This is a genomic window from Ruegeria sp. CI1 (genome assembly GCF_056536925.1).
In genome coordinates this window covers 187,664-212,390 of the sequence record NZ_JBQFQP010000006.1, presented here as the reverse complement: position 1 = coordinate 212,390, position 24,727 = coordinate 187,664, and the positions used below count along the sequence as shown (strand labels likewise).

26 protein-coding genes are annotated in these 24,727 nt (G+C 61.6%); 14 read left to right on the top strand and 12 right to left on the bottom strand.

Going from position 1 to position 24,727, the window contains the following annotated elements; all coding sequences use genetic code 11:
- Positions 1 to 62 precede the first annotated feature (62 nt).
- The 3 genes from ACR0LZ_RS09340 to ACR0LZ_RS09330 are packed head-to-tail and all read left to right on the top strand — an operon-like array spanning position 63 to position 2,249.
- Positions 63 to 1,418, top strand: a complete 1,356-nt coding sequence (locus ACR0LZ_RS09340) for a selenium-binding family protein (RefSeq protein WP_480749524.1) — start codon at positions 63 to 65, stop codon at positions 1,416 to 1,418.
- 11 nt (positions 1,419 to 1,429) lie between these two features.
- On the top strand, positions 1,430 to 1,780 hold the full coding sequence (locus ACR0LZ_RS09335) for a 2Fe-2S iron-sulfur cluster-binding protein (RefSeq protein WP_480749523.1): 351 nt from the start codon (positions 1,430 to 1,432) through the stop codon (positions 1,778 to 1,780).
- 4 nt (positions 1,781 to 1,784) lie between these two features.
- The gene (locus tag ACR0LZ_RS09330) at positions 1,785 to 2,249 is read left to right on the top strand and encodes a CoA-binding protein (RefSeq protein WP_480749585.1); all 465 of its coding nucleotides are present in this window, start codon (positions 1,785 to 1,787) and stop codon (positions 2,247 to 2,249) included.
- A 213-nt stretch (positions 2,250 to 2,462) separates the two neighbouring features.
- On the opposite strand, the gene ACR0LZ_RS09325 is transcribed toward ACR0LZ_RS09330, so the two are convergent.
- Entirely contained in the window at positions 2,463 to 3,368 is a 906-nt protein-coding gene (locus ACR0LZ_RS09325; RefSeq protein ID WP_480749522.1) for an alpha/beta fold hydrolase, read from the bottom strand.
- Between the two features lie 261 nt (positions 3,369 to 3,629).
- On the opposite strand from ACR0LZ_RS09325, the gene ACR0LZ_RS09320 reads away from it, so the two are divergent.
- The 5 genes from ACR0LZ_RS09320 to ACR0LZ_RS09300 all read left to right on the top strand — a co-directional run bounded on the left by ACR0LZ_RS09320 (position 3,630) and on the right by ACR0LZ_RS09300 (position 8,786).
- Positions 3,630 to 3,917 (top strand): co-chaperone GroES, encoded by a 288-nt coding sequence (locus ACR0LZ_RS09320; RefSeq protein WP_170614752.1) that lies wholly within the window; start codon positions 3,630 to 3,632, stop codon positions 3,915 to 3,917.
- 62 nt (positions 3,918 to 3,979) lie between these two features.
- Positions 3,980 to 5,620 carry a chaperonin GroEL gene (gene groL / locus ACR0LZ_RS09315; protein ID WP_480749521.1) on the top strand — a complete coding sequence of 547 codons (1,641 nt, stop codon included), beginning with the start codon at positions 3,980 to 3,982 and terminating at the stop codon, positions 5,618 to 5,620.
- Between the two features lie 360 nt (positions 5,621 to 5,980).
- Entirely contained in the window at positions 5,981 to 6,823 is an 843-nt protein-coding gene (locus ACR0LZ_RS09310; protein ID WP_480749520.1) for a DMT family transporter, read from the top strand.
- Between the two features lie 38 nt (positions 6,824 to 6,861).
- A complete protein-coding gene (locus tag ACR0LZ_RS09305) occupies positions 6,862 to 7,638 on the top strand; it encodes an alpha/beta fold hydrolase (RefSeq protein ID WP_480749519.1) in 777 nt (258 codons plus the stop codon).
- On the top strand, positions 7,635 to 8,786 hold the full coding sequence (locus ACR0LZ_RS09300; protein WP_480749518.1) for an alpha-D-ribose 1-methylphosphonate 5-triphosphate diphosphatase: 1,152 nt from the start codon (positions 7,635 to 7,637) through the stop codon (positions 8,784 to 8,786). Before ACR0LZ_RS09305 ends, ACR0LZ_RS09300 begins: the two co-directional genes overlap by 4 nt.
- A 43-nt stretch (positions 8,787 to 8,829) precedes the next feature.
- Here ACR0LZ_RS09300 and ACR0LZ_RS09295 read toward each other — a convergent pair whose 3' ends face one another.
- The 4 genes from ACR0LZ_RS09295 to ACR0LZ_RS09280 form a co-directional block, all read right to left on the bottom strand.
- Positions 8,830 to 9,897 carry a 5-(carboxyamino)imidazole ribonucleotide synthase gene (locus tag ACR0LZ_RS09295; RefSeq protein ID WP_480749517.1) on the bottom strand — a complete coding sequence of 356 codons (1,068 nt, stop codon included), beginning with the start codon at positions 9,895 to 9,897 and terminating at the stop codon, positions 8,830 to 8,832.
- Between the two features lie 2 nt (positions 9,898 to 9,899).
- Positions 9,900 to 10,655 carry an NAD(P)-binding domain-containing protein gene (locus ACR0LZ_RS09290; RefSeq protein WP_480749516.1) on the bottom strand — a complete coding sequence of 252 codons (756 nt, stop codon included), beginning with the start codon at positions 10,653 to 10,655 and terminating at the stop codon, positions 9,900 to 9,902.
- Positions 10,652 to 11,137, bottom strand: a complete 486-nt coding sequence (gene purE, locus ACR0LZ_RS09285) for a 5-(carboxyamino)imidazole ribonucleotide mutase (RefSeq protein ID WP_480749515.1) — start codon at positions 11,135 to 11,137, stop codon at positions 10,652 to 10,654. Before purE ends, ACR0LZ_RS09290 begins: the two co-directional genes overlap by 4 nt.
- A 200-nt stretch (positions 11,138 to 11,337) precedes the next feature.
- Complete coding sequence (locus ACR0LZ_RS09280; protein ID WP_480749514.1) at positions 11,338 to 11,562, bottom strand: YdcH family protein; 225 nt, start codon at positions 11,560 to 11,562, stop codon at positions 11,338 to 11,340.
- 165 nt (positions 11,563 to 11,727) lie between these two features.
- Here ACR0LZ_RS09280 and ACR0LZ_RS09275 point away from each other — a divergent pair, with 165 nt between their 5' ends.
- The 4 genes from ACR0LZ_RS09275 (at position 11,728) to ACR0LZ_RS09260 (ending at position 14,228) form a co-directional block, all read left to right on the top strand.
- Positions 11,728 to 12,141 carry an Hsp20 family protein gene (locus ACR0LZ_RS09275; protein ID WP_480749513.1) on the top strand — a complete coding sequence of 138 codons (414 nt, stop codon included), beginning with the start codon at positions 11,728 to 11,730 and terminating at the stop codon, positions 12,139 to 12,141.
- A 3-nt stretch (positions 12,142 to 12,144) separates the two neighbouring features.
- On the top strand, positions 12,145 to 12,369 hold the full coding sequence (locus ACR0LZ_RS09270; protein ID WP_480749512.1) for a DUF1150 family protein: 225 nt from the start codon (positions 12,145 to 12,147) through the stop codon (positions 12,367 to 12,369).
- A gap of 111 nt (positions 12,370 to 12,480) precedes the next feature.
- Positions 12,481 to 13,368, top strand: coding sequence for a PhzF family phenazine biosynthesis protein (locus ACR0LZ_RS09265; RefSeq protein WP_480749511.1), 888 nt, complete (start codon positions 12,481 to 12,483; stop codon positions 13,366 to 13,368).
- Complete coding sequence (locus tag ACR0LZ_RS09260) at positions 13,368 to 14,228, top strand: glycosyltransferase family 10 domain-containing protein (protein WP_480749510.1); 861 nt, start codon at positions 13,368 to 13,370, stop codon at positions 14,226 to 14,228. The genes ACR0LZ_RS09265 and ACR0LZ_RS09260 overlap by 1 nt, the downstream gene beginning before the upstream one ends.
- A 178-nt stretch (positions 14,229 to 14,406) precedes the next feature.
- Here the strand turns inward: ACR0LZ_RS09260 and ACR0LZ_RS09255 are convergent, their stop codons facing one another.
- The 3 genes from ACR0LZ_RS09255 to trxB form a co-directional block, all read right to left on the bottom strand.
- Positions 14,407 to 16,125: a bifunctional sulfate adenylyltransferase/adenylylsulfate kinase gene (locus tag ACR0LZ_RS09255; protein WP_480749509.1), complete on the bottom strand. Its 1,719-nt coding sequence runs from the start codon at positions 16,123 to 16,125 to the stop codon at positions 14,407 to 14,409.
- A 208-nt stretch (positions 16,126 to 16,333) separates the two neighbouring features.
- Positions 16,334 to 18,013, bottom strand: a complete 1,680-nt coding sequence (locus tag ACR0LZ_RS09250) for an adenylate/guanylate cyclase domain-containing protein (protein ID WP_480749508.1) — start codon at positions 18,011 to 18,013, stop codon at positions 16,334 to 16,336.
- Between the two features lie 243 nt (positions 18,014 to 18,256).
- Entirely contained in the window at positions 18,257 to 19,198 is a 942-nt protein-coding gene (gene trxB, locus ACR0LZ_RS09245) for a thioredoxin-disulfide reductase (protein ID WP_480749507.1), read from the bottom strand.
- A 223-nt stretch (positions 19,199 to 19,421) separates the two neighbouring features.
- Here trxB and ACR0LZ_RS09240 point away from each other — a divergent pair, with 223 nt between their 5' ends.
- Complete coding sequence (locus ACR0LZ_RS09240; protein WP_480599035.1) at positions 19,422 to 19,922, top strand: Lrp/AsnC family transcriptional regulator; 501 nt, start codon at positions 19,422 to 19,424, stop codon at positions 19,920 to 19,922.
- Positions 19,923 to 20,018: 96 nt separating this feature from the next.
- Here ACR0LZ_RS09240 and ACR0LZ_RS09235 read toward each other — a convergent pair whose 3' ends face one another.
- The 4 genes from ACR0LZ_RS09235 to lgt form a co-directional block, all read right to left on the bottom strand.
- Entirely contained in the window at positions 20,019 to 20,798 is a 780-nt protein-coding gene (locus tag ACR0LZ_RS09235; RefSeq protein WP_480749506.1) for a Hint domain-containing protein, read from the bottom strand.
- A 727-nt stretch (positions 20,799 to 21,525) separates the two neighbouring features.
- A complete protein-coding gene (gene pgeF, locus ACR0LZ_RS09230; protein ID WP_480749505.1) occupies positions 21,526 to 22,281 on the bottom strand; it encodes a peptidoglycan editing factor PgeF in 756 nt (251 codons plus the stop codon).
- Complete coding sequence (locus ACR0LZ_RS09225; RefSeq protein ID WP_480749504.1) at positions 22,278 to 23,345, bottom strand: class I SAM-dependent methyltransferase; 1,068 nt, start codon at positions 23,343 to 23,345, stop codon at positions 22,278 to 22,280. Before ACR0LZ_RS09225 ends, pgeF begins: the two co-directional genes overlap by 4 nt.
- Complete coding sequence (gene lgt / locus ACR0LZ_RS09220) at positions 23,342 to 24,229, bottom strand: prolipoprotein diacylglyceryl transferase (RefSeq protein WP_480749503.1); 888 nt, start codon at positions 24,227 to 24,229, stop codon at positions 23,342 to 23,344. Before lgt ends, ACR0LZ_RS09225 begins: the two co-directional genes overlap by 4 nt.
- Positions 24,230 to 24,326: 97 nt before the next feature.
- Here lgt and ACR0LZ_RS09215 point away from each other — a divergent pair, with 97 nt between their 5' ends.
- A complete protein-coding gene (locus tag ACR0LZ_RS09215; protein WP_480749502.1) occupies positions 24,327 to 24,575 on the top strand; it encodes an accessory factor UbiK family protein in 249 nt (82 codons plus the stop codon).
- Positions 24,576 to 24,727: the final 152 nt, after the last annotated feature.

Here is a 24,727-nt window from a genome sequence, read left to right as displayed (position 1 = left end):
TATGCGATAACGCATTTTTCGATATACGATACAAGCAATGGAATCAAGGGAGGGAAAACATTATGGATGGAGCATGCTGCGGACCAGGCTATAGGAGCCCGCAAGAAGCCATTAAAGCCCCCCGGGAAAAACTGCTTTACACGATTGCTATCTACACAGGGACAGGCATCCAAAAGCCCGACTACTTGGCAACCGTAGATGTGGACCCGGCAAGCCCGACCTATTCTCAAGTGATCCACAGGTTGGAGATGCCCGGGATTGGGGATGAACTTCATCATATGGGCTGGAATGCCTGTTCGTCCTGTCATGACGACAGTTCGATGTCGCGCAAATATCTGATCCTGCCTGGCGTCCGTTCCAACAACCTACACATCGTCGACACGGCTACCGATCCGCGCGCCCCGCGGTTGCACAAGGTCATCGACGGCGCCGAGATCAAGGCCAAGGCCGATCTTTCGGGGCCGCACACAGTGCATTGTCTGGGTTCCGAGATCATCATTTCCTTTCTTGGAAATGCCAAGGGCGAGGCGCCGGGCGGCTATCTGCATCTCGACAAGGAGTTCAACATCGTCGGCCGGTGGGAAAGCTCCATGGGCGGCATCAAGTTCGGCTACGATTTCTGGTATCAACCGCGCCACAACGTGATGGTGAGTTCCGAATGGGCCGCGCCCAACACCTTCATGCCGGGCTTTGATCTGGAAGAAGTGGGGCATCTGAAATACGGACGTGAGCTGCACTTCTGGGATTTCGAAAAGCGCGAGCCCGTTGAAAGCTTCTATCTGGGCGAAGATGGGCTATTGCCGCTGGAGGTCAAGTTCCACCACGACCCCGACAGCACCCACGGGTTCTGCGGGGCCGCTCTGTCGACCAACGTCATTCACTGGTGGAAGGACTGCGATGACACGTGGAAGTGGGAAAAGATCATCGACGTCGAGAATGAGATGCACCCGGAATGGCCGATCCCGCTGCCGGGAGTGATGTCGGCGATCCTGATCTCGATGGACGACAAATACCTCTATCTGAACAATTGGTTACACGGCGACATGCGCCAATACGACATCTCTGATCCGCATAATCCCAAGTTGACCGGCCAGGTGTTCATGGGCGGGCTCTTGGGCAAAGCTCCGACCGTTAATGGAGTGGAGGTCGCTGGCGGTCCACAGATGTTCCAACTATCCCTCGACGGACGCAGACTTTATGTTACGACCTCGCTGTTCTCAACTTGGGACAACCAGTTCTATCCCGAGATCCGCGAAAAAGGCGGTGTGATGGTTATGATAGATTGCGATCCCGATAACGGCGGTATGAAGATCAACGAGGACTTTATCGTCAACTTTGGCCAGGAACCGAACGGCCCCTCGCGCTGCCACGAGAGCAGATATCCCGGCGGTGATTGCACAAGCGACATTTGGCTATGACGACGCACACCGTGACAATCACCAATAGAGAAGGGGCGACATATGATGTGGACGCGCGACGACCACTTCTGGATACGCTGCGCGAACAGGGCGTCGATTTGCCGTTTGGCTGCAAGTACGGAGGCTGCATTACCTGCGCAGCGAAATTAACCACGGGCACCGTGGATCAGCGTCGGCAGGTTGCACTCAACAATCGGCAGATCGCTAACGGCTATGTGATCCTATGCGTCGCGCGTGCGACGTCCGACATTACGTTGGAGATCGGGGTCGAGAGCCATGACAAGCTATACCGCAACCCGTTCCTCGACCCTCTCAAACCGCACGAACTCAAAGCAGACATTGCGACGCCGAAGGAAGGTTAAACCGATGCCAGAAGCAGATATCGACCGTATCTACAATTATGACCCCAAGTATCTTGCCGACATCCTGAAGTCGATCAAAACCATTGCGATGGTGGGAGCAAGTGCCGACAAAACGAAATTCAGCTATGGCGTGCTGCGGCAACTCAGTGAAATTGGCTATGATATTCTGCCGGTAAATCCTAACCCGAATGTTTCGGAAATCAGGGGTCTCAAGGTCTACCACTCGCTGGAAGAAATCGACAAACCGGTTGATATGGTGGACGTCTTCCGCCCCAAAGAGGAATTCTATGGCTTCGCCGAGAAAGCAATAGCAATAGGGGCAAAGGTTCTTTGGGGGCAAATCGGCGTATATGACGAGAAGGCGGCAAAGCTTGCGGAAGACGCAGGCCTCAAGGTTGTGATGAACCGGTGCCCCAAGATTGAACTCTTCCGTCCGTTTTGGAAGCCGCGCCTAGATCTGAAGATTTGACGAATACCAATACAATGCCGGCTACTTAGCGGTCAAACCGGGAGCCCGCCAAGACAGTTCTCCTCCCAAAGATCATTAAAATAGTTCTGAAAGCACGCTGTAAGGGGGTGTTCGTTTTCAACCTCAATATGCCCGCTTTGTCCCGCACAACGAACCAAAACGGTTTGGCGACGCGGTCTCTTCTGAACGCGGCCGGCTCAGGCGCTTTGGGGTCTAAACCCCAGGCGACTGTCGTGAGATGAAGTCTGCCACCAGGTTCACGATCAGCGGCGACAGGGCGGGGGTGATGATGTGCCCCATGCCGTTGATGGCATGCAACTCGCTGCCGGGAATGCAGGCGGCCACTTCCTCGCCCAATTCCAGGGGAACCAGTTCGTCGTGGGTGCCGTGGATGACGAGACAGGGCAGGGTGACCTCTTGCAGCGCGGTGCGCCGGTCGCATGCGTTGGCGATGGCCAGAACCTGGCGATTCATGCCCTGATCGTCGACCCCGCGGGCATAGGCGCGGGCGGCCATGGCGCGAATGTCGTCCTCGGCCATGGGATAGCCGGGGCTGCCCCACAGGCGATGCTCTTCGACCTGATCGTTAAGATACTGCTCCAGCGTGCTGGGCCGCACCAGCAGTTTTTCCGCCAGCGCCAGCATCGCCGCGCCATCACGGCCTGCGCGTTCGGCGAAAGGGCGGCAGGTCGTCATGACCATTGTGGCGCTCAGCAAACGGTCGGGGTGGTCGATGCACAGCCGCTGCAGGATCGCGCCGCCCATCGAAATGCCGAACACATGCGCGCAGGCAATGCCAAGCGCGTCCATCAGGCCGACGACATCCGCCGCCATGTCGGTGATCCCAAAGGGTCTGGGCAGATCGCCGCCTTGCCGCAGCAGATCCAGAATCGCATCTGCTTCGCCCGGAGCTTCGGGCGCCGGACAGCGCTGGGACAGCCCGACATCGCGGTTGTCGAACAGAATCGTGCGAAAACCCGCGTCGGCAAACCCTCCGATCAGCTCGTCCGGCCAATGAACCAGTTGGCTGCCCTGGCCACGGATCAGGACCAGTGGCGTGCCATCGCCGGGGCCGCATTGTTCGACTTCCAGTGCGATACCATTCGCTTTGATCTGCATTTCGTCCCCCGTCGGCCATATCTCTGCGATCTGCTCTTGAGGCACGGCCATTCCCACCCTATGTGCGGTTGGCGCGAAGTCAAACCCGGAGCCGACGGCGCCTGTGTTCGCCATGTCGAAAAAAATTCATCCAGCTTGTTGACAGCCGGTTTTTTCCTGCCTAGCTATTCGCCGTTAGCACTCGACGACTATGAGTGATAACGCTCCCGCCATTGAGGCGGGGGGAGGAAAAACAACCTTTGAGCCCAAGGAGCTGCAAAGATGGCATTGAAACCGCTTCATGACCGTGTGCTGGTTCGCCGCGTGGAAAGCGAAGAGAAAACCGCAGGCGGACTGATCATCCCCGACAGTGCAAAAGAAAAGCCCAGCGAAGGCGAAGTCGTCGCGACCGGCGAAGGCGCGCGCAAGGACAGCGGCGAACTGATCGCAATGGCTGTCAAAGCCGGTGACAAGATCCTGTTCGGCAAATGGTCGGGCACCGAGGTCAATGTCGGTGGCGAAGAGCTGCTGATGATGAAGGAAAGCGACATCATGGGGATCATCGAGTAAGGCGCCCGCCTCTCTGATCTTTCAACGCTTCAACACGTATTTATCTCTCAAGGAGAAAGAACATGGCTGCTAAGGACGTCAAGTTTACGACCGATGCCCGCAACAAGATGCTCAGGGGTGTCAACATTCTGGCTGACGCCGTGAAAGTGACCCTGGGCCCCAAAGGCCGCAACGTGGTGCTGGACAAGTCGTTCGGCGCACCGCGCATCACCAAGGACGGTGTTTCGGTTGCCAAGGAAATCGAACTGGAAGACAAGTTCGAAAACATGGGCGCGCAGATGGTGAAAGAAGTCGCCCAGCGCACCAATGACGAAGCCGGCGACGGCACCACCACCGCAACCGTTCTGGCCCAGGCCATCGTCAAGGAAGGCCTCAAGCAGGTTGCTGCCGGTCTGAACCCGATGGACCTCAAGCGCGGCATCGACCTGGCGACCCACAAGGTTGTCGAAGGCATCAAGGCTGCTGCCCGTGACGTCACCGACTCGGACGAAGTCGCTCAGGTCGGCACCATCTCGGCCAACGGCGAAGCCGAAATCGGCCGCCAGATCGCTGACGCGATGCAGAAGGTCGGCAACGAAGGTGTCATCACCGTCGAGGAAAACAAAGGTCTGGAAACCGAGACCGATGTCGTCGAAGGCATGCAGTTTGATCGCGGCTATCTGTCGCCCTACTTCGTGACCAACGCCGACAAGATGGTCGCCGAGCTGGAAGACTGCATGATCCTGCTGCACGAGAAGAAGCTCTCGTCGCTGCAGCCGATGGTTCCGCTGCTCGAGCAGGTGATCCAGTCGCAGAAACCGCTGCTGATCATCGCCGAGGACGTCGAAGGCGAAGCGCTGGCGACCCTGGTGGTCAACAAGCTGCGCGGCGGCCTGAAAATCGCAGCCGTCAAGGCACCGGGCTTCGGCGATCGCCGCAAGGCCATGCTGCAGGACATCGCGATCCTGACCGGCGGCCAGGTGATCTCGGAAGATCTGGGCATGAAGCTCGAGTCCGTGACCATGGACATGCTGGGCACCGCCAAGAAAATCTCGATCTCCAAGGACGAGACCACCATCGTTGACGGCGCTGGCGAGAAGGCCGAGATCGAAGCACGCGTTGCACAGATCCGCACCCAGATCGAGGAAACCACCTCTGACTACGACCGCGAAAAGCTGCAGGAACGTGTTGCCAAACTGGCAGGCGGCGTTGCCGTGATCCGCGTCGGCGGCATGACCGAAGTCGAAGTGAAAGAGCGCAAGGACCGTGTGGACGATGCTCTGAACGCAACCCGCGCGGCCGTTCAGGAAGGCGTTGTCGTGGGCGGCGGTGTCGCTCTGGTTCAGGCCGGCAAGGTTCTGATCGATCTGGAAGGTGCGAACCCCGACCAGACCGCAGGCATCAACATCGTGCGCAAGGCCATCGAAGCGCCGCTGCGCCAGATCGCCGAGAACGCAGGCGTCGACGGCGCCGTGGTTGCAGGCAAGGTGCGCGAGTCGAACGACCCGGCCTTCGGCTTCAACGCGCAGACCGAGGAATATGGCGACATGTTCTCGTTCGGCGTGATCGATCCGGCCAAGGTTGTCCGGACCGCTCTGGAAGACGCCGCATCGGTTGCCGGTCTGCTGATCACCACCGAAGCGATGGTGGCCGACAAGCCGCAGAAAGACGCACCGGCAGGTGGCGGCATGCCCGACATGGGCGGCATGGGCGGCATGATGTAAGCCGGATTTCCGCAAGGAAATTCCGCTTGGGAAGACAGGCGATTGGCCCTAAGGCCAATCTGCCCGGAACCCGGCCAGATGTTTCGGGGTCGCCTTTGGGCGGCCCCGGTTTCGTTCAAAGGCCCGCTATGCGGGCCTGCCTTCGGCGAGGGTATTTGGGACCGGAAAGAAGCGGCACTTGCGCGAAGGTCATCGGATCGGATCCCGACCTGAGCGTTGCGCCGCGAAAAGCGGCTGAGCGTTTGGTATTCCGGTATCAGGAGAATATCTGGAGAAAACGCCGATCCATCCCGGGGCGTTCGATACCGACCGGCAGAAAAGTGAGTATTCAAACGGGCGCGAACGCGCTATGCGGTTGAGATGAAGCTGTTTCTCCTGACCGCTCTGACCATGGTCGCGTTTGCCGCGAACTCGATCCTCAACCGCATGGCCATCGACATCGGCGCCAGCGAGCCGGGCGGATTTGCCGTGGTCCGGGTGCTGGCAGGGGCGGTCACGCTGGCGGTTCTGGTGCATCTGAAGGGCGGCGGGCTGCCCTTGCTCTCGCGCCGACGGATTGTCGGGGCGGGGTCGCTGTCGCTTTACATGATCGGGTTTTCGACCGCCTATCTGACGCTGGATGCCGGGGTCGGGGCGCTGATCCTGTTCGGGGTGGTGCAGATCACCATGTTTGCCGCCACCACCATTTCCGGCACGCCGCCCACGGCGCGGCAGCTGGCCGGCGCGGGCATCGCCTTTGGCGGGCTGGCCTATATCCTGTGGCCAACGGGCGCGGTTCGGGTCGACCCCGGCGGGGCGGCCCTGATGATCGCCGCAGGCGTGGGCTGGGGGGCTTATTCACTGGCCGGGCGCAGCGAGCCGGATGCGCTGGCCGGGACAGGCGCCAATTTCATCATCGCCCTGCCGGTGACGGCCCTCGCCATTCTCGCGCTGGGCGGGGGCTGGGGCATGGCCCTGCCGGGGTATCTGTTGGCGATCCTGTCGGGGGCGGTGACATCCGGGCTGGGTTATGCGTTGTGGTACCGCGTCCTGCCCGGTCTGGCCGCGCCGGTCGCCGCCACCGCACAGCTGAGCGTGCCGGTAATCGCGATACTCGCGGGCGTACTGCTGCTGGGCGAGACGCTCAGCTGGAAGCTGACCGTCGGCACGGCGCTGGTTCTGGGCGGGATTGCGCTGGCGGTAACCCGGCGTCGCGCGGGCTGAGGCTTTTCCTGCACGCCAAATAGGCTTATCTGGCTGACATGAGGTATCTGCTGCTCCTGTTCCTGTTACTGCTCTGGCCCGCGGCCCTGCGCGCCGATTGCGTTGTGCTGCTGCACGGGCTGGCACGGACCGAGACGTCGTTTGCGGTGATGGAGCAGCTCTTGCTGCATCGCGGTTACGATGTGGTGCGCCCGGGATACCCCTCGACCGATCTGCCAATTCCCGAGCTGGCCAACCAGACCCTGCCTGCGGCAATGGCCGAATGCGGCGACCAAACAACCCATTTCGTGGCGCATTCGATGGGTGGCATCCTGATCCGGTATTGGCTGCAGGATCACATGCCGGAAAACCTTGGCCGCGTCGTCATGCTTGGGCCGCCCAACCAGGGCAGCGAGCTGGTGGACGAACTTGGCGACTGGGAAGTGTTCGGCCTGCTGAACGGCCCCGCCGGTCTGGCACTGGGAACCGGGCCGGACAGCGTGCCCCGCCAACTGCCGCCGGTGAATTTCGACCTGGGCGTGATCGCGGGCAGAAACTCGCTGAACCCTCTGTTTTCTTCGCTGATCGAAGGACCCGACGACGGCAAGGTCTCGATCGACAGTACCAGGGTTCAGGGTATGACCGATCATATCGTGCTGCCGGTCACCCATACCTTCATGATGAACAATCCCCGCGTGGTGGCGCAGGTGCTGCATTTCATCGAATTCGGGCGCTTCGGCCCCGAGATTTCGTGGTCCGAGGCGGTGGCCAAGGTGATCGACGACATCTGCGTCGGGCAGGATTGCACCCAGCCCAGATCGGAGTCGACGCAATGACGGCACTGGATCTGCGGTTACAGGGGGCGCGGGTGCTGCTGCCCGACGAAGGATTGACCGAGGCAGAGCTTGGTATCGCCCAGGGTGTGATCTGCAATGACCCGGTCGGGCGATGTGTTGACCTGTCGGGATACATGATTCTGCCCGGGATCGTCGATCTGCACGGTGACGGGTTCGAACGCCACCTGGCGCCGCGCCGGGGCGCGATGAAACAGACGAACGAAGGCGTGCTGGCCGCCGAGGCCGAACTCGCGGCGAACGGGATCACCACCGCCGTTCTGGCCCAGTTCTACAGTTGGGAGGGCGGGCTGCGCGGGCCGGATTTCGCCGCCCAGGTATTCCGCGCCATCATGCAGGTCCGCGGCGAGGTTGTGACCTGCCTGATCCCGCAATTGCGGTTCGAAACCCATTTGCTGGACGATCATCCCACACTGCCCGACTACGTGACCGACTGGAACATCCCTTATGTTGTCTTCAACGACCATCTGCCGCATGATCGGCTGGCGCAGGGGCGCAAGCCGCCGCGCCTGACCGGGCAGGCGCTGAAGGCCGGGCGCAGTCCCGAGGCCCATCTGGAACTGATGCAGGGCCTGCATGCGCGCCGCGACGAAGTTCCCGCCGCGCTGGATACACTTTGCGCCCGCCTGGCGGGGCAGGGGGTGCGGATGGGCAGCCACGACGATGCCACCGCCGAGGGCCGCGGGCAATGGCGTGACCGGGGCGCAAGCATCGCCGAATTTCCGGAAACCCGCGAGGCCGCCGAGGCCGCCAAATCCGCCGGGGACCATGTGATCATGGGCGCGCCCAACGTGGTGCGGGGAGGCTCGCATAACGGCAATGCCAGCGCCGTAGAACTGATTGCGATGGGGCTGTGCGACGCGCTGGCCTCGGATTATCACTATCCCAGCCCGCGCCGCGCGGCGTTGATGCTGGTGGCGACAGGCGTGCTGGATTTCGCCGCTGCCTGGTCGCTGGTCTCGGACGGTCCGGCGCGGGTGTTGGGCCTGGATGACCGGGGCGCTCTGGCACCCGGAAAACGCGCCGATCTGGTTATCCTGGATGCCACTACGCGCCGCGTCGCCGCCACCCTGTCAGGCGGGCGCGTCAGCTATATGTCCGGTGATATTGCTGCACGGTTCCTGCGGTAAGCGAACCGCCATTTCTTCATCTTGAAAAATGCTCCCGCGCCCCTCAGCGGGTGATCCGGTTGAAATGGCCCATCTTGCGCCCGGGCTTGACCTCGGCCTTGCCATAAAGGTGGATCGCCACGTCGCGCTCGCGGGCCAGATCCGGCACCCGGTCCATATCCGCGCCGATCAGGTTCTCCATCACCACGTCCGAGTGGCGCTGGCCGTCGCCCAGTGGCCAGCCCGCGACGGCGCGGACATGCTGCTCGAACTGGTCCACCGCACAGCCGTTCTGGGTCCAGTGGCCCGAATTGTGCACGCGCGGGGCGATTTCGTTGACGATCAGACCCTGCGGCGTCACGAACAACTCGACCCCCATGACGCCGACGTAATCCAGCGCGTTCAGGATGTTGGCGGCCAGCAGTACCGCATCGGTGCGTTGCGCCGGTGACAGGCGCGCAGGCACCGTGGTGGTGTGCAGGATGCCGTCGCGATGCACGTTCTCGCCCGGATCGAAGCAGGCAACCTGGCCATCCAGCCCGCGCGCGGCGATGACCGACACTTCATGGCTGAACTCCACGAACCCTTCCAGGATCGAGGGCGCGCCGGCCATGTCCGCCAGCGCGGCCTCGGCATCCTCGGGCGCACGCAGCCGGGCCTGCCCCTTGCCGTCATAGCCGAAGCGGCGGGTTTTCAGAATGGCCGGTGTTCCAATTTCGGCAATCGCCGCCTGCAGATCGTCCAGATCGGCGACATCGGCAAAGGGTGCGGTCAGCAGGCCCAGATCACGCAGAAAGGATTTCTCGATCAGGCGGTCCTGACTGACACGCAGCGCCTCGCGACCGGGACGGATCGGGCGGTGCGCCTCCAACAGATCTAGCGCTTCGGTCGGGATGTTCTCGAACTCATAGGTGATGACATCGACACTGTCGGCAAACGCCTGCAGCGCCTCCGCGTCATCATAAGGCGCGGTTGTCACCCGGTCGGCCACCTGCCCCGCGGGCGGGTTCTGACCCGGCTCGAAAATATGGGTGGTAAAGCCCAGACGTGCCGCAGCAACCGACAGCATCCGGCCCAACTGACCACCGCCCAGAATTCCGATCGTCGCACCGGGGGCGAGCATTTCCGTCATCGTCAGGTCTCCAGCCGTTTTCCAATCGCGGTCAGCGCGGACCGCAAAGCTTCATGTGCTCCGCCCGATGTCAGTGCATCCGTCATCTGCAGGCTCAAAGTGCCATCAGTTGCCAGGGCATCGCGTTCTTCCGCCAGACGCCCCGCCTTGCCCTTGTCCATCGTCGACAGAAACCCCGACACAAGTTGCGTCGTATAAAACTCCGCCGCATCCGCATCGCCGGTTTCCCGGGCCAGCCACCCTGCACCGGTTGCCATAAGGTCCAGAATTCCCGGAACCATGGCGCAGATTGCGAAATGTGCGTTCAGCGCGACCTCGTCAGCCACTTTCACCACCGGGTTTTCCGGCTCGAACAATTGTGCCAGCAGGTGGTCATTGCCGAACGCGGCCAGCGGGCAACCTCCGGTCTGCAGGAATCCCAGCGGAATGGTCTGCACGAAATCCGAGGCCGGGGCGCACAGTCTGGCCAGTTGCCCGGCCGGCACCGCCGCCATGACCGAGACAACCTGCTGATCCGCCCGAAAGCTGAGCGGCGCAAGAACCTCCGCCGCCAGATGCGGGCGCAGGCACAGGAATACGATATCGGACCGGTCGATGACGCCTTGAGGCGTATCCACGTCGACCCCAAGCTCTTGCGCCAGCTGTGCGGAAACCGACGCGCTGCGTTCCGTCACCGCGATGTGATGCCCCCTGGCGGCCAGAAACCGCACCATGGGCGCCGCGATATGGCCGGTGCCGATGAAACCGATCCGGCTCATCCCTGCGGTTCTTCCGGGATCGAGGCCGAAAGCGCCGCGCGCCAGTCATCCAGCCGTTTGGCCAGGGCGTCATCCTGCAACGCCAGAATGCCTGCCGCCATCAGCCCGGCATTGGCTCCGCCCGCAGACCCGATCGCCATGGTCGCCACCGGAAAGCCCCTGGGCATCTGCACGATGGAATAAAGCGAGTCGACGCCCGACAGCGCACGGGTCTGAACCGGAACGCCGATCACCGGCACCCGCGTTTTCGACGCCATCATGCCCGGCAGATGCGCCGCCCCGCCCGCGCCTGCGATAATCACCTGCAACCCGCGCTCCACCGCGGTCTTGCCATAATCCCACAAGCGATCCGGGGTGCGGTGCGCCGAGACGATCCTGGCCTCATAAGCCACACCCAACTCGTCCAGAATGTCGGCGGCTTCCTTCATCGTGGGCCAATCCGACTGGCTGCCCATGATGATCCCTACTTTGATGTCGCCCATGCACCCGGCCCCCATCTGTGGAAAGAGCGCGCACTATAGCCAAATCCGCCTATGTGGCAATGCGCCAAGACAGCCATTTTCATGGAGATTTTCCTGCTGGACACTTCGGATGGGTGCGATCAGAACGACGCGTCACCTGGTCCGGGCATGGCGTCGTGCCCAATGCGTCCGATCCGGCATTCCGTTCAACGGGGAAAAGTTCAGGCGATGATGTCAGGCGTCAGGCGGTCTTCAATCATCGCAATGATGTCCTTCAGGCGAAGTTTCTGCTTTTTCAACCGCTTGATCGTAAGCTGATCGGCTGTTCCCTTGGCTTCCAGCGCTTCGATGGCTTCATCCAGATCGCGGTGCTGGCGGCGAAAGACCTCCAGTTCCACCTTCAGCACGTCGTCGGATTTCATCGACAGGTCCGTTGGCGCATTCATATGGCGACTCAATTCTTTTTGTTCTGCTTGGTACACACAATAGTGCGTAACAGGGAATCCGCCTAGACCTTGTGGACATCCCGGTTTCTTCCCATATTCTAGACAGAGCGGTTGCCAGAACGGGACCGCCCGAACCGTCGCTTTGATGAACAAGGACGAAACAACGTGTCGAAACTTACACTTGGCTCCTATCCGCACCTGTTGGGGTTCGAGCAGTTGGAACGCCTTCTGGAACGCTCGGCCAAGGCCGGCAACGAAGGATATCCGCCCTACAACATCGAACAGACCTCGGATCATTCCTATCGGATCACGCTGGCCGTGGCCGGGTTTGCCGAAGAGGATCTGTCAATCACCATCGAGGATCGCCAACTGGTGATCCGGGGACGGCAACGCGACGACAGCGAGGGGCGCGTGTTCCTGCACCGTGGCATCGCCGCACGTCAGTTCCAGCGCATGTTCGTGCTGGCAGACGGTGTCGAGGTCGGTGAGGCGGTGATGGAAAACGGGCTGCTGCATATCGATCTGACCCGCGCCATTCCCGAAGCGGTGGTGCAGACGATCAACATCAGGAAAGGGTAAGCCATGCACACACCATTCGATTTCAAGGACAAGGACAGCCGGATCGTTTATGTCAAGGCCGTCGACGTGGCCGATCTGCCGGAAGAAGTCCGTATTCAGGCCGGTGATCTCGATCACCTCTATGCGGTTCATGACGCGAACGGTCAGCAACTGGCCCTGGTCGCCAACCGCAAGCTGGCCTTCGTACTGGCCCGCCAGAACGATCTGACGCCGGTGACGGTGCACTAAGACAACGGTCGGCCACGATTTGACGTGACATTCGCCGCCCGGACGGCGAAACATACGGACCGGCCGGGCCCGTACTCCCGCCGAGAATACTGACACAGCGAGAGAGCGGATATGAGCTGGTTCGATTTCGACTGGGTGGACGCCTTTACCGACCGGCCCTTTGGCGGCAACGGATGTGCCGTTGTCCATGGCGGTGCAGGACTGTCCCCGGAAACCTCACAAGCCTTCGTGCGCGAAACCTCTCTGGTCGAGTGCACTTTTACCGGCCCGTCCGAAATTGCAGATATCCGCGTGCGCTATTTCCTGGCCAGCCGCGAAATCCCCTTTGCCGGACATCCCACTATTGCAACCGTCGCGGCCCTGCGGTCTCGCGGGATGATTTCGGGCGATGATCTGACACTTGAAACCGGTGCGGGAATTGTGTCGATTCGACTCACCGATGACGAGATCGAGATGACGCAGGTCGCACCGAAATTCGGCGCGATTATCCCGGCTGAACTCGTGGCCGAAGGGATTGGATTGAACCCCGAGGCGATTGTCTCGCCGCCTCAGATCGTGTCCACCGGCCTGCCGTTCTGCATCACGGTGCTGCGCGACCATCAGGCGTTGCGGGCGGCAAGGCTGAACATCGACGCCCTGCGCCGCATGGCCGAAAGCCAGGGTTATTCCGGCACCGACATGATGGAGCCGTTTCTGGTCACCCTGCAGGGCGCGACCGGGCAGGGTGATACGTTTTCCCGTCTTCTGATGGCGCCGCCCAGCCCGCCCGGAGACCCGTTCACCGGCTCTGCCACCGGCGCGATGGCGGCCTATCTGTGGAAATACGGGCTGATGCCCAAGGACAGTTTCGTCGCCGAGCAGGGCCATGACATGGGCCGTCCCGGTCGCGCCACCGTCACCCGGGTCGGAGAACCGGACCGGATGACGGGGATCAAGGTGGCCGGATCGGGTTTTGTGCTGATGCGCGGGCAGGTCGATCTGCCCGAAGGTGAGATGTGATGCCGGAGCCTGCGATCGCGCTGTTGCCCTACGGCAATCGGCTTGGCCCCGATCTGGCGGCGCTGCCGCTGTCCGACCTGATCTGGCCGCTGGGATGCCCCGGGCGCCTGACCGGCGCCCGTGTGGGCGATCTGGCCCCGAGCGATCACCTGATCATGTATCCAAATACGATGGCCCATTTCCGGCTGCGCCGGGGAACACGGGCGCAGATCTCGTTGATGATGGGAGAACCGAGTGCAATCCACGCCAAGCACGACCGCCTGCTGCGGTTCACCTGGCGGCGGTTCTTCCGGGTCTTTACCTTTCACGAAGTCCTACTGAACAGCATCCCCAACGCTGTCTTCGTGCCTTATGGCTCGACCATGGTGTCCGACTGGCCGGACCTGAACCCTCTGAAAACCAAATCCTGTTCCCTGATCGCCTCGGCCAAGCGGGACCTGATCGGTCACCAGCTTCGCCACGAGATGATCGACTGGGTCCGCGAAACGGGGCAGGACGTGGATATCATGGGGCGCGGCTACATGCCGTTCGAGCGCAAGTCGGACGGGCTGGCGCCCTATCGGTTTTCGATCGTGATCGAGAACGTACGCGAGACCAACTATGTCTCGGAAAAACTGATCGACGCGATCCTGTGCGATACCGTGCCGATCTATTGGGGCTGTCCCAATATCGAGAGGTTCCTGGACCCGGCAGGCATGATCCTGTGCAAAAGCGCCGACGATATCCGGCAAGCAGTCGAAGCTCTGACTGTGGACGATTACGCGTCCAGATTGCCACTGCTTCAGGCAATCAAGCCCAAAGCGGCGGAACTGGGGGATTTCGAAGGCCGGGTGGCGCGGGCGCTGCGCGATCAGCTCTGATCCTGGCCAACCGTCGCCAAAATGTGCGCCTCCGGCACGCTCCTGATTCTTTCTGGTTTTCAATACCCCCGGGGTGAATTGCCCGAAGGGCAAGAGGGGCAGCGCCCTTTCGTAATTCCGACATCCCCAAAAGAATACGGCCCCGCAAAGGGGGCCGTCTTGCAAGTCTGTTGCGAGGTCAGTGCCCGGCGATCAGGCCCATGCTTTCCAGTTTCAACAAAACCTGGTGTGCACAGTTGTCGACATCCACATTTTCGGTTTCGACCCGCAATTCGGGATTTTCCGGCACGTCATAGGGGTCCGAAATTCCGGTGAATTCCTTGATCTTGCCTTCGCGCGCCAGCTTGTAGAGGCCCTTGCGGTCGCGGCGTTCGCATTCTTCGATCGAGGTCGAGACATGGACTTCGCAGAAGGCGCCAAAGGCTTCGATATCTTCACGCACGGCACGGCGGGTCGTCGCATAGGGCGCGATGGGCGCGCAAATGGCGATGCCGCCGTTCTTGGTGATTTCCGAGGCGACATAGCCGATGCGGCGGATGTTGAGATCGCGGTGTTCTTTCGAGAAGCCAAGTTCCGAGCTGAGGTTCTTGCGCACGATATCGCCGTCAAGCAATGTCACCGGACGCCCCCCCATTTCCATCAACTTGACCATGAGCGCGTTGGCGATGGTGGATTTGCCGGATCCCGAAAAACCGGTGAAGAACACCGTGAAGCCCTGCTGCGAGCGCGGTGGCCGGGTCTTGCGCAGCTCGGCAACGACTTCGGGGAAGGAAAACCACTCCGGAATTTCCAGACCTTCCTGCAGGCGGCGGCGCAACTCGGTGCCCGAGATGTTCAGGATGGTGACATTGTCCTTGTCCTTGATCTCGTCATTGGGCTCGTACTGGGCGCGTTCCTGCACATAGACCATGTGTTTGAAATCGACCATCTCGATGCCGATCTCGTCCTGGTATTTGCGAAACAGGTCCTGCGCGTCATAGGGCCCATAGAAATCCTCACCGGCCGAGTTCTTGCCCGGGCCTGCGTGATCGCGGCCGACGATGAAATGGGTGCAGCCGTGATTCTTGCGGATCAGGCCGTGCCAGACCGCCTCGCGCGGGCCGGCCATGCGCATGGCAAGGTTCAGCAGGCTCATCGAGGTGGTCGAGGCCGGATATTTGTCCAGCACCGCCTCATAACAGCGCACGCGGGTGAAGTGATCGACATCGCCGGGTTTGGTCAGCCCGACGACCGGGTGGATCAGCAGGTTGGCCTGCGCTTCCTTGGCGGCGCGGAAGGTCAGTTCCTGATGCGCGCGGTGCAGCGGGTTGCGGGTCTGGAAGGCGACGATACGGCGCCAGCCCACCTTGCGGAAATAGGCCCGCAACTCGTTCGGCGTGTCGCGACGGGCCTTGAAATCATAGTGCACGGGCGGCTGAATGCCGGTGATCGGCCCGCCCAGATAGACCTTTCCGGCCACGTTGTGCAGATAGTTCACTGCCGGGTGTGCGCTGTCGTCGGCGCCGAAAACCTTTGCAGCCTCGTTCGCCTTGTCGGGCGTCCAGCGGTCTGTCACGGTCATGGTCGCCAGGATGACACCTTCCTGATCGCGCAGGGCGATGTCCTGACCCAGTTCGATCTTGTCGGCAAAGTCCTCTTTCACGTCCAGCGTGATGGGCATCGGCCAAAGGGTGCCGTCGGCCAGACGCATGTTCTCGACCACGCCATTGTAGTCTTCTTCCGACAAAAAACCCTTGAGCGGGTTGAAACCGCCATTCATCAGCAGCTCCAGATCGCAGATCTGGCGCGGGCTCAGATCCCAGCTGGTCAGGTCGGCGGCTTCGACTTTCAGCTTCTGGGCGGATTCGTAGGAAACGTACAGTTCGGGAATCGGGGCTAGGTTGCTCAACATCGTCATTTCAATACTCGTGTCACCAGGGTGGGAATTTGCATTTTCCAGCAGTTTCGAGCGGCATTTGCCCGGTTGCACGGGCGGAGTCCAGACGGTCGGCCGCAACAAAGGACGAAGTGTGTCGTTTTTCCGCCAATCAGAACGTCTTTTGCCGGCATTTGTCGATCTGTGGGAAGATTTTCGTCCAGGTGACGGATTGCGACCCTCAAAAGGGTCATTGTTCCGGAAGCCCCAGCATCGAGGCCAATTCCGAGGCCGATTCAACTGCCAGGGCGGCAAGGGGTTCCGGAACGCCCCGCAACCTGAATTCCTGAAGTGCGAGGGGCGCCACCGCGATGCCCGCGGCCGTCAATACGTTGGCCGAGATCAGCAGCTCGGCACCCAGCGCCTTGGTCTCGCCTTCCAGTCGGCTGGCGGCATTGACGGTGTCACCGATGATGGTGCGGGGCGCATGCCCGGCCGCCCCGATCTCGCCCAGCACGAGGGTGCCGATATGCAGCCCCATCCCGATCCGGATTTCCGGCGCGTCTTCCTGTGCCAGCCGCTGATTGAACTCCTGCAGGGCGCGGCTGACGCCGATTGCCGCCTGAATACCGGCCTGCGCCGAACTGGCGGCGTCCCGGGTGTCGAACACCGCCAACAGCCCGTCGCCAAGGTATTTGTCCACCACACCGCCCGCTTTCGTGATTGCGGGCACGATGGCGTCAAAGAACCGGTTCAGCAGGAAAACAACGTCATATGGCAACTGCCCCGTGGTACGGGCGGTAAACCCACGCATATCCAGAAACAACACTGCCAGTTGCCGTTCCTGCCCCTGACTGGCATGCGCGCGGTTGCGCCCGCCTTCGGGCCGAAAGACGCGGAATACCGTCGCCGGGTCCATCGGGCGGATCTGGCAGGCCAGCCGCATACCGGGCGGGGCATCGATGGCGGCAAGGCTGCGCGCCTCGACCGTGCCCGGCGGATGCAGCAGGTCGGCGCCTTCCTCGACGATGACCCGGCAGGTGGTGCAGCGCCCCTTGCCGCCGCACAGGGCGGTATGCGGCACCGCGTTGGCAAGCGACATCTCCAGCAGGGTCATGCCTTTTTCCGAGCGGATTTCCGGGCCGTCCACGTATTGAATTCGCACCGAATGTCTGCGTCGCCACATCTTGCGACCCAGATGAAAGGCCAGCGCCGCCGCCAGTGCCGCCCAGAACGCCATAAGGGCGTTATCCTTGACGCTGAACATCGCCTCGAAGGCTTCGGGGCTGGGCCAGTTATAGTGTTCGATATACTGCTCGCGCAGGAACTCATCGGAAAAATCGGCCCAGATCCGCCGCCCTTCGGTCAGCAACCCGGCCAGCGCAAAACAGGGGACAAACACCGCCAATCCGATCAGATAGGGCACCATCCCCGACCACCAGCGGGTCAGCCGCAGCCACATGTGCAGGCCGATGCAGCCATGCACCCAGACGATGAGCAGCAGCAGGCTCTGCATCCAGATGGCCGGGCCAGGCCACATCAGCGCGATGATATAGCCCATCTCGTCATTGACGTCATAGATTTCATGGGCATAGCGCGTCTGCACAAGATGCGAGATCAGCTGTAGCGGAATCAGAAGGCCAAGAACAATCTGCAGGGCCGAACTGAACGGCATGCGCAATGTCCTGCGCCGCGCAACCGAGACCAGCGCCAGACCGGCATGGATCAGCAGTGCCGCATATAGAACGATGCTCACAAGGCCGTGGCGCGACACCATTGTCCGACCGTCCTGCATGTCGTGCAGATAGTCGGTATGGAACAGGCCCAGACCGATGTTGAAAAAATGGAAAAAGGCAAAGGTGAGCAGGATCAGCCCGGTTACGATCCTGAGCCGTGTCGTCCAGTTGCCTCGCCAGAGAACACTTGCCACTTGCGCCTCCGGTTTGCTTTTCGCGCCAGGGTCAACATTGTGAGGCGCAGACCGGGATGGTCAAGCCCCACTCTCGCGATTGTCACCGGGCCAGCCCGTGCCGGCGTTTGCCCGGGGCACCGCCGGGGGCGGGCCCACCAAGCTGGCGTGGTTAAAGCCAGGTCGCGAGGGAGGGCAATGAATCATGCCCTGCACGACCGCAGCAGAATTCTCCGGACCGGGCCGGAGAATTCCGGCATCCGTTCAGTCCTGTTCGGCCAGGAACCGTTCGGCATCCAGTGCCGCCATGCAGCCCATACCGGCGCTTGTCACCGCCTGACGATAGACATGGTCGGTCAGATCGCCCGCTGCAAAAACGCCGGGGATCGAGGTTTCGGTGCTGCCCGGTTTGGTCACGACATAGCCGCCCATATGGGTCTCCAGCGTGTCCTTGACCAGCTCGTTTGCGGGCGCATGGCCGATCGCCACGAATACGCCCTTGCAGGGGATTTCGGTGATCTCGTCGGTCTTGACGTTCCGGACCCGAACGCCTTCGACGCCCAGCGGCGCATCGGTGCCGATCACCTCTTCCAGCGTGTGGAACCACAGCGGCACGATCTTTTCGTTCTTCAACAGCCGGTCCTGCAGGATCTTTTCCGCCCGCAACTCATCGCGGCGGTGGATCAGGGTCACCTTGCTGGCGAAATTGGTCAGGAACAGTGCCTCTTCCACGGCGGTGTTGCCGCCCCCGATCACCACGATTTCCTGCCCGCGATAGAAAAAGCCGTCACAAGTTGCGCAGGCCGACACGCCAAAGCCCTTGAACTTGTCCTCGGACGGCAGGCCCAGCCATTTCGCACGCGCTCCAGTGGCTAGGATGACCGCGTCAGCGGTATAGGTGGTGCCGCTGTCGCCCTTGGCGGTAAACGGCCGTTTGGACAGGTCCAGATCGGTGATGATGTCGCCGATGACCTCACATCCCATCGCGGCGGCATGCTCCTGCATCTTGATCATCAGATCGGGGCCCTGAACTTCGGTGAAGCCGGGATAGTTCTCGACCTCGGTTGTCGTGGTCAGCTGGCCGCCGGGCTCGATGCCCTGCACCAGTATGGGTTCCAGCATGGCCCGGCTTGCATAAACGCCGGCGGTATAGCCCGCAGGCCCCGACCCGATGATCAGAACCTTGGTGTGACGTGTCTCGGTCATGGTGCCCCCGTTTTCTGCCCGAATGAACCTGATGGTCTCGAACGAGGGATATAGCGGCGCAGGCCACGCTCTTAAAGCCCCAAGATGATCCGCTCCTGTTCCCGCAGCGCCCTCAGCCGAGGCCAAATATGTCTTTGAGATTAAAGAATGTTGCGCGGGTGCGAAATAATATTGCGCCCAACCGGGGCGCTGCTATAAGAACCGAAAAACCCAGGAGCATTTTATGGTCGCTACACGGCTGGACGAAATTGACCGCAAGATTCTTTCCGAATTGCAGGCGGACGGTCGCATGACCAATGTCGAACTCGCAAAACGTGTGGGAATATCCGCTCCGCCCTGCCTGCGCCGGGTGCGCACCCTGGAAGAGGCCGGGTATATCCGCGGCTATCACGCCGATGTCAACGCCCGTGAACTGGGGTTCGAGGTTCAGGTCTTTGCCATGGTCGGTCTGGACAGCCAGGCCGAGGTCGAACTGCGCGCCTTCGAGGAACGCTGCCGCAACTGGCCGCTGGTCCGGGAATGCCACATGCTGAACGGCGAGGTGGATTTCATCCTGAAATGCGTCTCACCCGATCTCAGCAGCTTTCAGCAATTCCTGACCGGAGAGTTGCTGACCACGCCGAACGTGGCCAGCGTCAAGACGTCGCTTGTCATTCGAGGCGCAAAGGACGAACCCGGCGTTCCGTTTGACGTCCTGGAAGAACGCCTGAGCCGAAGCGCCTGATCGCGACCGCGCCCGAAGGCGAGGTCGAAGACGGCAGAAACGCCGCGATGGTCAGTGAGAAAACCCAGCTGAGAAGCAGATGCATGGCGTTTCCCCTCAGGCCGTGATCGCGTCGATTTCGCCGTCACCGGCACGCGGAAATGCCAGCGGGCCGAAATCGCTGAGCGTGTGAATGTGCTCGAACAGGCTCAGGTACAGCTCACGCAATGTCTGACCCAGAATGCGTACGGCATTGATGCCGGGGTGATAGGTCTCGAACTGGATGCCGTCGACATTGATCACCGCGTGTTTCTTCAGGCAGATGTGAAACAGCTCGACCGGGGTGGGCGGAATGGTTTCCACCACGCTCATGCCGTCCACGAATTCCTGCACCGGCGTCAGCATCGGGGACCCGCTGGACAGGTGGCGCAGATGCGCGGGCGTGGCCAGAATGCGCGCCGCCGGCCCGGCAATGACCCCCGACATCGGTTTCTGGATGCCGAACGTGTCGGCCATGAACCGGGTCAACGGATGGGTCCGCCCCCGCGCGTCGGGACGCCCCGGCAGCAAGGTGATGGAGCCTTTCCACAAGACTTCCTGCGAGCCGTCCTGAGTGGCGACGTGATCTCCGGGCAGCAGGTCCTCGATGGCCATCGGCCCCTGATCGGTCTCGATCAGCGATCCGCGCGAAAAGGCGCAGAACGCATCCTCGAACAGCGGCAGGGCCGGTGCGATATGGCGTTTCTGGATGATGTCACCGTTGGCGGCCTTGGCGCAGACCTCGTAACGCCTGAGTTGCGGCCGGTTCTGACCGCGCAGCGCAGCCGGGTCCTGCAGCAGCGCAGATGTTTCAACAGCATTGCGCGCCGCTCGCGTTAACGAATATGGAATAGACATTCGTATTCCGTCCCCTTTATTCCTGCCATATTTTGGGCAGCCCCCTCAGACGGCCTTGAATTGGCATACAGGTTTAATGTCCTGAAACGGTCGCAATAACCGCGCTCGATGCAGCGGCAATGGCCTAAAAAGCGAGCGATTTGATGCTCAACTTTGGTCAAAACGATGACCCCCCAAAACAGAACTCATAACAAGCAGGCAAAAAAGCCCACCACACTCACACGCCCCGGAACACCGCGCACAGTTGCGGTTCAGATCCACATCGGCCCAGGGCGCTTGCCGATACGGACGATCCAAAAGGCCGGCAGCTTGGCCTTCCGGAGATATCTCACACTCACTCACATTCGAGTGATGTTGTCTGAACGACCCGATTTCAGCTTCCAGGGCATTGGCAGCACGTGATCCCTGGCAGTTGCGATCACCGACCTGATAAAGCGTGAACCGGTTTTCATTCTTCCCCTTCCTTCAGCGGGCTTTGCACCCGTCCAGCTTGGATAATTCCAAAATGAAATGGTTTTGCGGCGCCCTTAGGGCCGATCCGGGAAAAAAAGAGGACAAATTTGCGCGTCTTGCGGACTCCTTTCCTGTCTGCGCCAGATTTCGACTGTGCGTGCAACGCACTTAACCGGTTGAGGTCAGGTGCATTTCCACAGCTGATTCACAGGAAATTAGATACAAATTTTTGGGCGGGATCGTGGCGGTTTTGCCTTAATTTGGCCGCAATGCCTCAAAGTCGTATCGCCGATATCAACCGGCCATAGTCAACTTCGCCCGCATGTGTGGCCCGGCGATAGGAATAAAACCGGTCAGGGTCGGAATAGGTGCAATGCCGGGTCCATTCCGCGGCCCCGATTCCGGCCTGTCGCAGTCGGTGCAGCCCATAGGCGGGCAGGTCGAACAGCATCCGGTCGCCATTGCCATTGGCAAAGAACCGGGTGTTGTCCATGTCCTCCATCAGGAAATCGTCCAGGAACTCCGGCCCTACCTCATAGGCGTTCTGCGAGATCGTGGGACCGATTGCCGCAACCGTGTTTTCGCGCCGCGCACCCAGCGATTCCATCGCATCCAGCGTGGCCTCCAGCACTCCGCCCAACGCGCCGCGCCATCCGGCATGGGCGGCCCCGATGACACCGGCCTTGTGATCGGCAAACAGCACGGGCTGGCAATCGGCGGTCAGGATGGTCAGCGCCAGCCCGGGCACCGCCGTCACCAGCGCATCGGCCTTGGGCCGTTCGTCCAGCGGCTCTGTCACAATCACCACATCGGCGGAATGCACCTGATACACACCGACCAGATCGGTGGCCGTCACCTTCATGGCGTCCGCCACGCGGGTGCGGTTCAGGGCCACGGCGTCGTTCAGGTCCGTTGATCCGACACCGCAGTTCAGCCCCGAGAATATGCCCGAAGACGCCCCGCCGCGGCGGCTGAAGAAACCGTGGTGTGCCGGGGTCAAAAGGTCTGACGTCAGTATTTCCAGCGTCATGGGTCCAATCCGGGTGGTGGTGAGGATGACGCAGGATAAAGCGCCATTGTCTTGAACAGGTTTCCCATTTCCTCGGGGTGCGTCAACCTGCGATGCGCGGCAATCAGCGCATTCAGGTCATTTTCTGCCTTTCCCTGCGCCAAGGCCTGTGCGCGGGCGGTGATGCCGAGGCGTTCCAGAAACACGCCTTGGGTGGTCAACCGGCTATGCGCGCAACCCGTGGCGCGGGCGGCCTCCGCCAGCACCTCGAAATCCACATGCGCGGTCAGATCCGCCTGTCCCGGATCGGCCAGCGGATCGGCGCGGTCATGCGCGCGCAGGGCCTGAAACGTATCTCCCAGCGACCGCCAGTCGCCATAATCGATTACCAACGCCGCGCCGCCATGGCGCGCTATGCGCCCGGCAACGGCGGCAGTAACCGGCGCGGCGGCAGGGCACAGCTCGACCAGATCGCCCTCGCGCGTGTCACCCAGCCGGTAATCCAGCGCGGCCTGTTGCGCCTGCGCGCCCAGACCAAAGGCCAGCCTGCCGTCCCTTTCGCCAACCAGCCGCTCGCGCCAGCCGGCGCCGTCGCGGAGGAACTGCCGCACCGGCAGGGCGTCAAAGAACTCGTTGGCGACCAGAAACAACGGTGCATCCGGCAGGTCTTCGACCTTGTCCAGCCAGCGCGGGCTGGCCTTGGTCAGGGTGTCGGCCTGAACCTGTCGCAGCGCTCGGGACGCTTCCACCAGAACCACGCGGGCCGCCTCGTGAAAACCGGGAACGCCGCGCGTCGTGCGCAGGATATCGGCCATCAACGTCCCGCGTCCGGGGCCAAGCTCGGCCAGCGTGAAGGGGGCGGGGCTCCCCTGATCCAGCCAGCTTTGCGCCAGCGCCAGCCCCACCAGTTCGCCGAACATCTGGCTGATCTCGGGCGCGGTGGTAAAATCGCCCTCAGCGCCAAGCGGGTCGCGGGTAGAGTAATAGCCGTGCATGGGATGCAAAAGGCATTCGGCCATGTAATCCGCGACCGTCATCGGCCCATCCTGCCGGATGCGCCCGATCAGTATGTCGCGCAGGCTCATGCCCGCGCCCGCCTGGCCCGCCAGACGAACCACAGGCCAACGGCGATCATCGGCAGCGACAGCACCTGTCCCATCGTCAGGCCATAGCCGCCGGCCTGCCACGCCAGCCCCAGCGGATTGCCGTCCGAGACGAATTGCGCATCCGGTTGCCGAAAGAACTCGACGACAAAGCGCGACAGGCCATAGCCCGCCAGAAACACGCCCAGAATCAGGCCCGGTTGCCGGAACCCGCCACGCCGGTAGACCAGCCACAGCAACAACGCGCCCAGCAGCAGCCCTTCCAGCCCGGCCTCGTAAAGCTGCGAGGGGTGGCGCGCGCAAACCCCTTCGACCTCCGGGCAATACTGCGCCATCTCACCGGGAAAGATCACCGCCCAGGGTACATCGCTTGGCCGCCCCCACAATTCGGCATTGACGAAATTCGCCAGCCGCCCCAACAGCAATCCGGGCGGCACCGTGTGGGCGACCAGATCGGCCAGCAGCAGGGTCGGGATCCGGTGTTTTCGGGCAAACAGAAACGCGGCGACGATCACGCCCAGCATGCCGCCATGAAACGCCATGCCGCCTTGCCAGACTTTCAGGATGTCGGCCGGGTTCTGCAGGTAATATCCCGGCTGATAGAACAGGACGAATCCCAGCCGTCCGCCCAGAATGACGCCCAGAATGATCCAGGTCAGCAGGTCCTCCAGCTGCCGTGCGCTCATCGGTGGCGCCTGATCCGGCCACAGGGCGGGACGGCGCAATGCCGTCAGCGCCATGCGCCACGCGATCAGAATACCCGCGATATAGGCCAGCGCATACCAGCGCAGCGCGAACTCCATCCCGAAGATCGAGATCGAGAACAGTTCGGGCGAAAGGTCGGGAAAGGGGATCACTGCCTGCATGTGCGTCTCATTGCCCGTGGTTTGAGGGGCAAGTCAACCTTGAGCCTGCCGCGCTTGTGACCCATATAGAGGACAACCGCGACACGGGAGTAAAGACATGCAGACCCGCAACAAGATTCTTGACGACATTTCCCAACTGATGACCAACGCCATGGGCGTGGCCCAGGGCGCGCGGGAAGAGGCCGAGACCGCGATGAAATCGATGATGGACCGCTGGCTCGCCGACCGCGACTTCGTGACCCGCGAGGAATTCGATGCGGTGCGCGCGATGGCCCAGAAGGCGCGCGAAGAAAACGCCGCGCTGCAAAAGCGCATCGCCGCGCTCGAGGCCAAACAGGGCGACTGATCGCCGCTGACGCCGGAATTTCGGGAATAAACAACCATTCCGAGCAACCCGCCGGGGCTGCGCGGTGAGGTGTATTCTGCCGTTCCGCTTGCTTAATGCAAGAAAAAGCTGCATCAAACGTCGATATTTTGATCGCCGTTGCCGTCTGTCCA

Bases quoted from the DNA above. Each gene is read 5' to 3' on its own strand.
- ACR0LZ_RS09340 (WP_480749524.1), top strand. From the start codon at position 63: ATGGATGGAGCATGCTGCGGACCAGGCTATAGGAGCCCGCAAGAAGCC.
- ACR0LZ_RS09330 (WP_480749585.1), top strand. From the start codon at position 1,785: ATGCCAGAAGCAGATATCGACCGTATCTACAATTATGACCCCAAGTAT.
- ACR0LZ_RS09325 (WP_480749522.1), bottom strand. From the start codon at position 3,368: ATGCAGATCAAAGCGAATGGTATCGCACTGGAAGTCGAACAATGCGGC.
- ACR0LZ_RS09320 (WP_170614752.1), top strand. From the start codon at position 3,630: ATGGCATTGAAACCGCTTCATGACCGTGTGCTGGTTCGCCGCGTGGAA.
- groL (WP_480749521.1), top strand. From the start codon at position 3,980: ATGGCTGCTAAGGACGTCAAGTTTACGACCGATGCCCGCAACAAGATG.
- ACR0LZ_RS09310 (WP_480749520.1), top strand. From the start codon at position 5,981: ATGAAGCTGTTTCTCCTGACCGCTCTGACCATGGTCGCGTTTGCCGCG.
- ACR0LZ_RS09305 (WP_480749519.1), top strand. From the start codon at position 6,862: ATGAGGTATCTGCTGCTCCTGTTCCTGTTACTGCTCTGGCCCGCGGCC.
- ACR0LZ_RS09300 (WP_480749518.1), top strand. From the start codon at position 7,635: ATGACGGCACTGGATCTGCGGTTACAGGGGGCGCGGGTGCTGCTGCCC.
- ACR0LZ_RS09295 (WP_480749517.1), bottom strand. From the start codon at position 9,897: ATGACGGAAATGCTCGCCCCCGGTGCGACGATCGGAATTCTGGGCGGT.
- ACR0LZ_RS09290 (WP_480749516.1), bottom strand. From the start codon at position 10,655: ATGAGCCGGATCGGTTTCATCGGCACCGGCCATATCGCGGCGCCCATG.
- purE (WP_480749515.1), bottom strand. From the start codon at position 11,137: ATGGGCGACATCAAAGTAGGGATCATCATGGGCAGCCAGTCGGATTGG.
- ACR0LZ_RS09280 (WP_480749514.1), bottom strand. From the start codon at position 11,562: ATGAATGCGCCAACGGACCTGTCGATGAAATCCGACGACGTGCTGAAG.
- ACR0LZ_RS09270 (WP_480749512.1), top strand. From the start codon at position 12,145: ATGCACACACCATTCGATTTCAAGGACAAGGACAGCCGGATCGTTTAT.
- ACR0LZ_RS09265 (WP_480749511.1), top strand. From the start codon at position 12,481: ATGAGCTGGTTCGATTTCGACTGGGTGGACGCCTTTACCGACCGGCCC.
- ACR0LZ_RS09260 (WP_480749510.1), top strand. From the start codon at position 13,368: ATGCCGGAGCCTGCGATCGCGCTGTTGCCCTACGGCAATCGGCTTGGC.
- ACR0LZ_RS09255 (WP_480749509.1), bottom strand. From the start codon at position 16,125: ATGACGATGTTGAGCAACCTAGCCCCGATTCCCGAACTGTACGTTTCC.
- trxB (WP_480749507.1), bottom strand. From the start codon at position 19,198: ATGACCGAGACACGTCACACCAAGGTTCTGATCATCGGGTCGGGGCCT.
- ACR0LZ_RS09240 (WP_480599035.1), top strand. From the start codon at position 19,422: ATGGTCGCTACACGGCTGGACGAAATTGACCGCAAGATTCTTTCCGAA.
- ACR0LZ_RS09235 (WP_480749506.1), bottom strand. From the start codon at position 20,798: ATGTCTATTCCATATTCGTTAACGCGAGCGGCGCGCAATGCTGTTGAA.
- pgeF (WP_480749505.1), bottom strand. From the start codon at position 22,281: ATGACGCTGGAAATACTGACGTCAGACCTTTTGACCCCGGCACACCAC.
- ACR0LZ_RS09225 (WP_480749504.1), bottom strand. From the start codon at position 23,345: ATGAGCCTGCGCGACATACTGATCGGGCGCATCCGGCAGGATGGGCCG.
- lgt (WP_480749503.1), bottom strand. From the start codon at position 24,229: ATGCAGGCAGTGATCCCCTTTCCCGACCTTTCGCCCGAACTGTTCTCG.
- ACR0LZ_RS09215 (WP_480749502.1), top strand. From the start codon at position 24,327: ATGCAGACCCGCAACAAGATTCTTGACGACATTTCCCAACTGATGACC.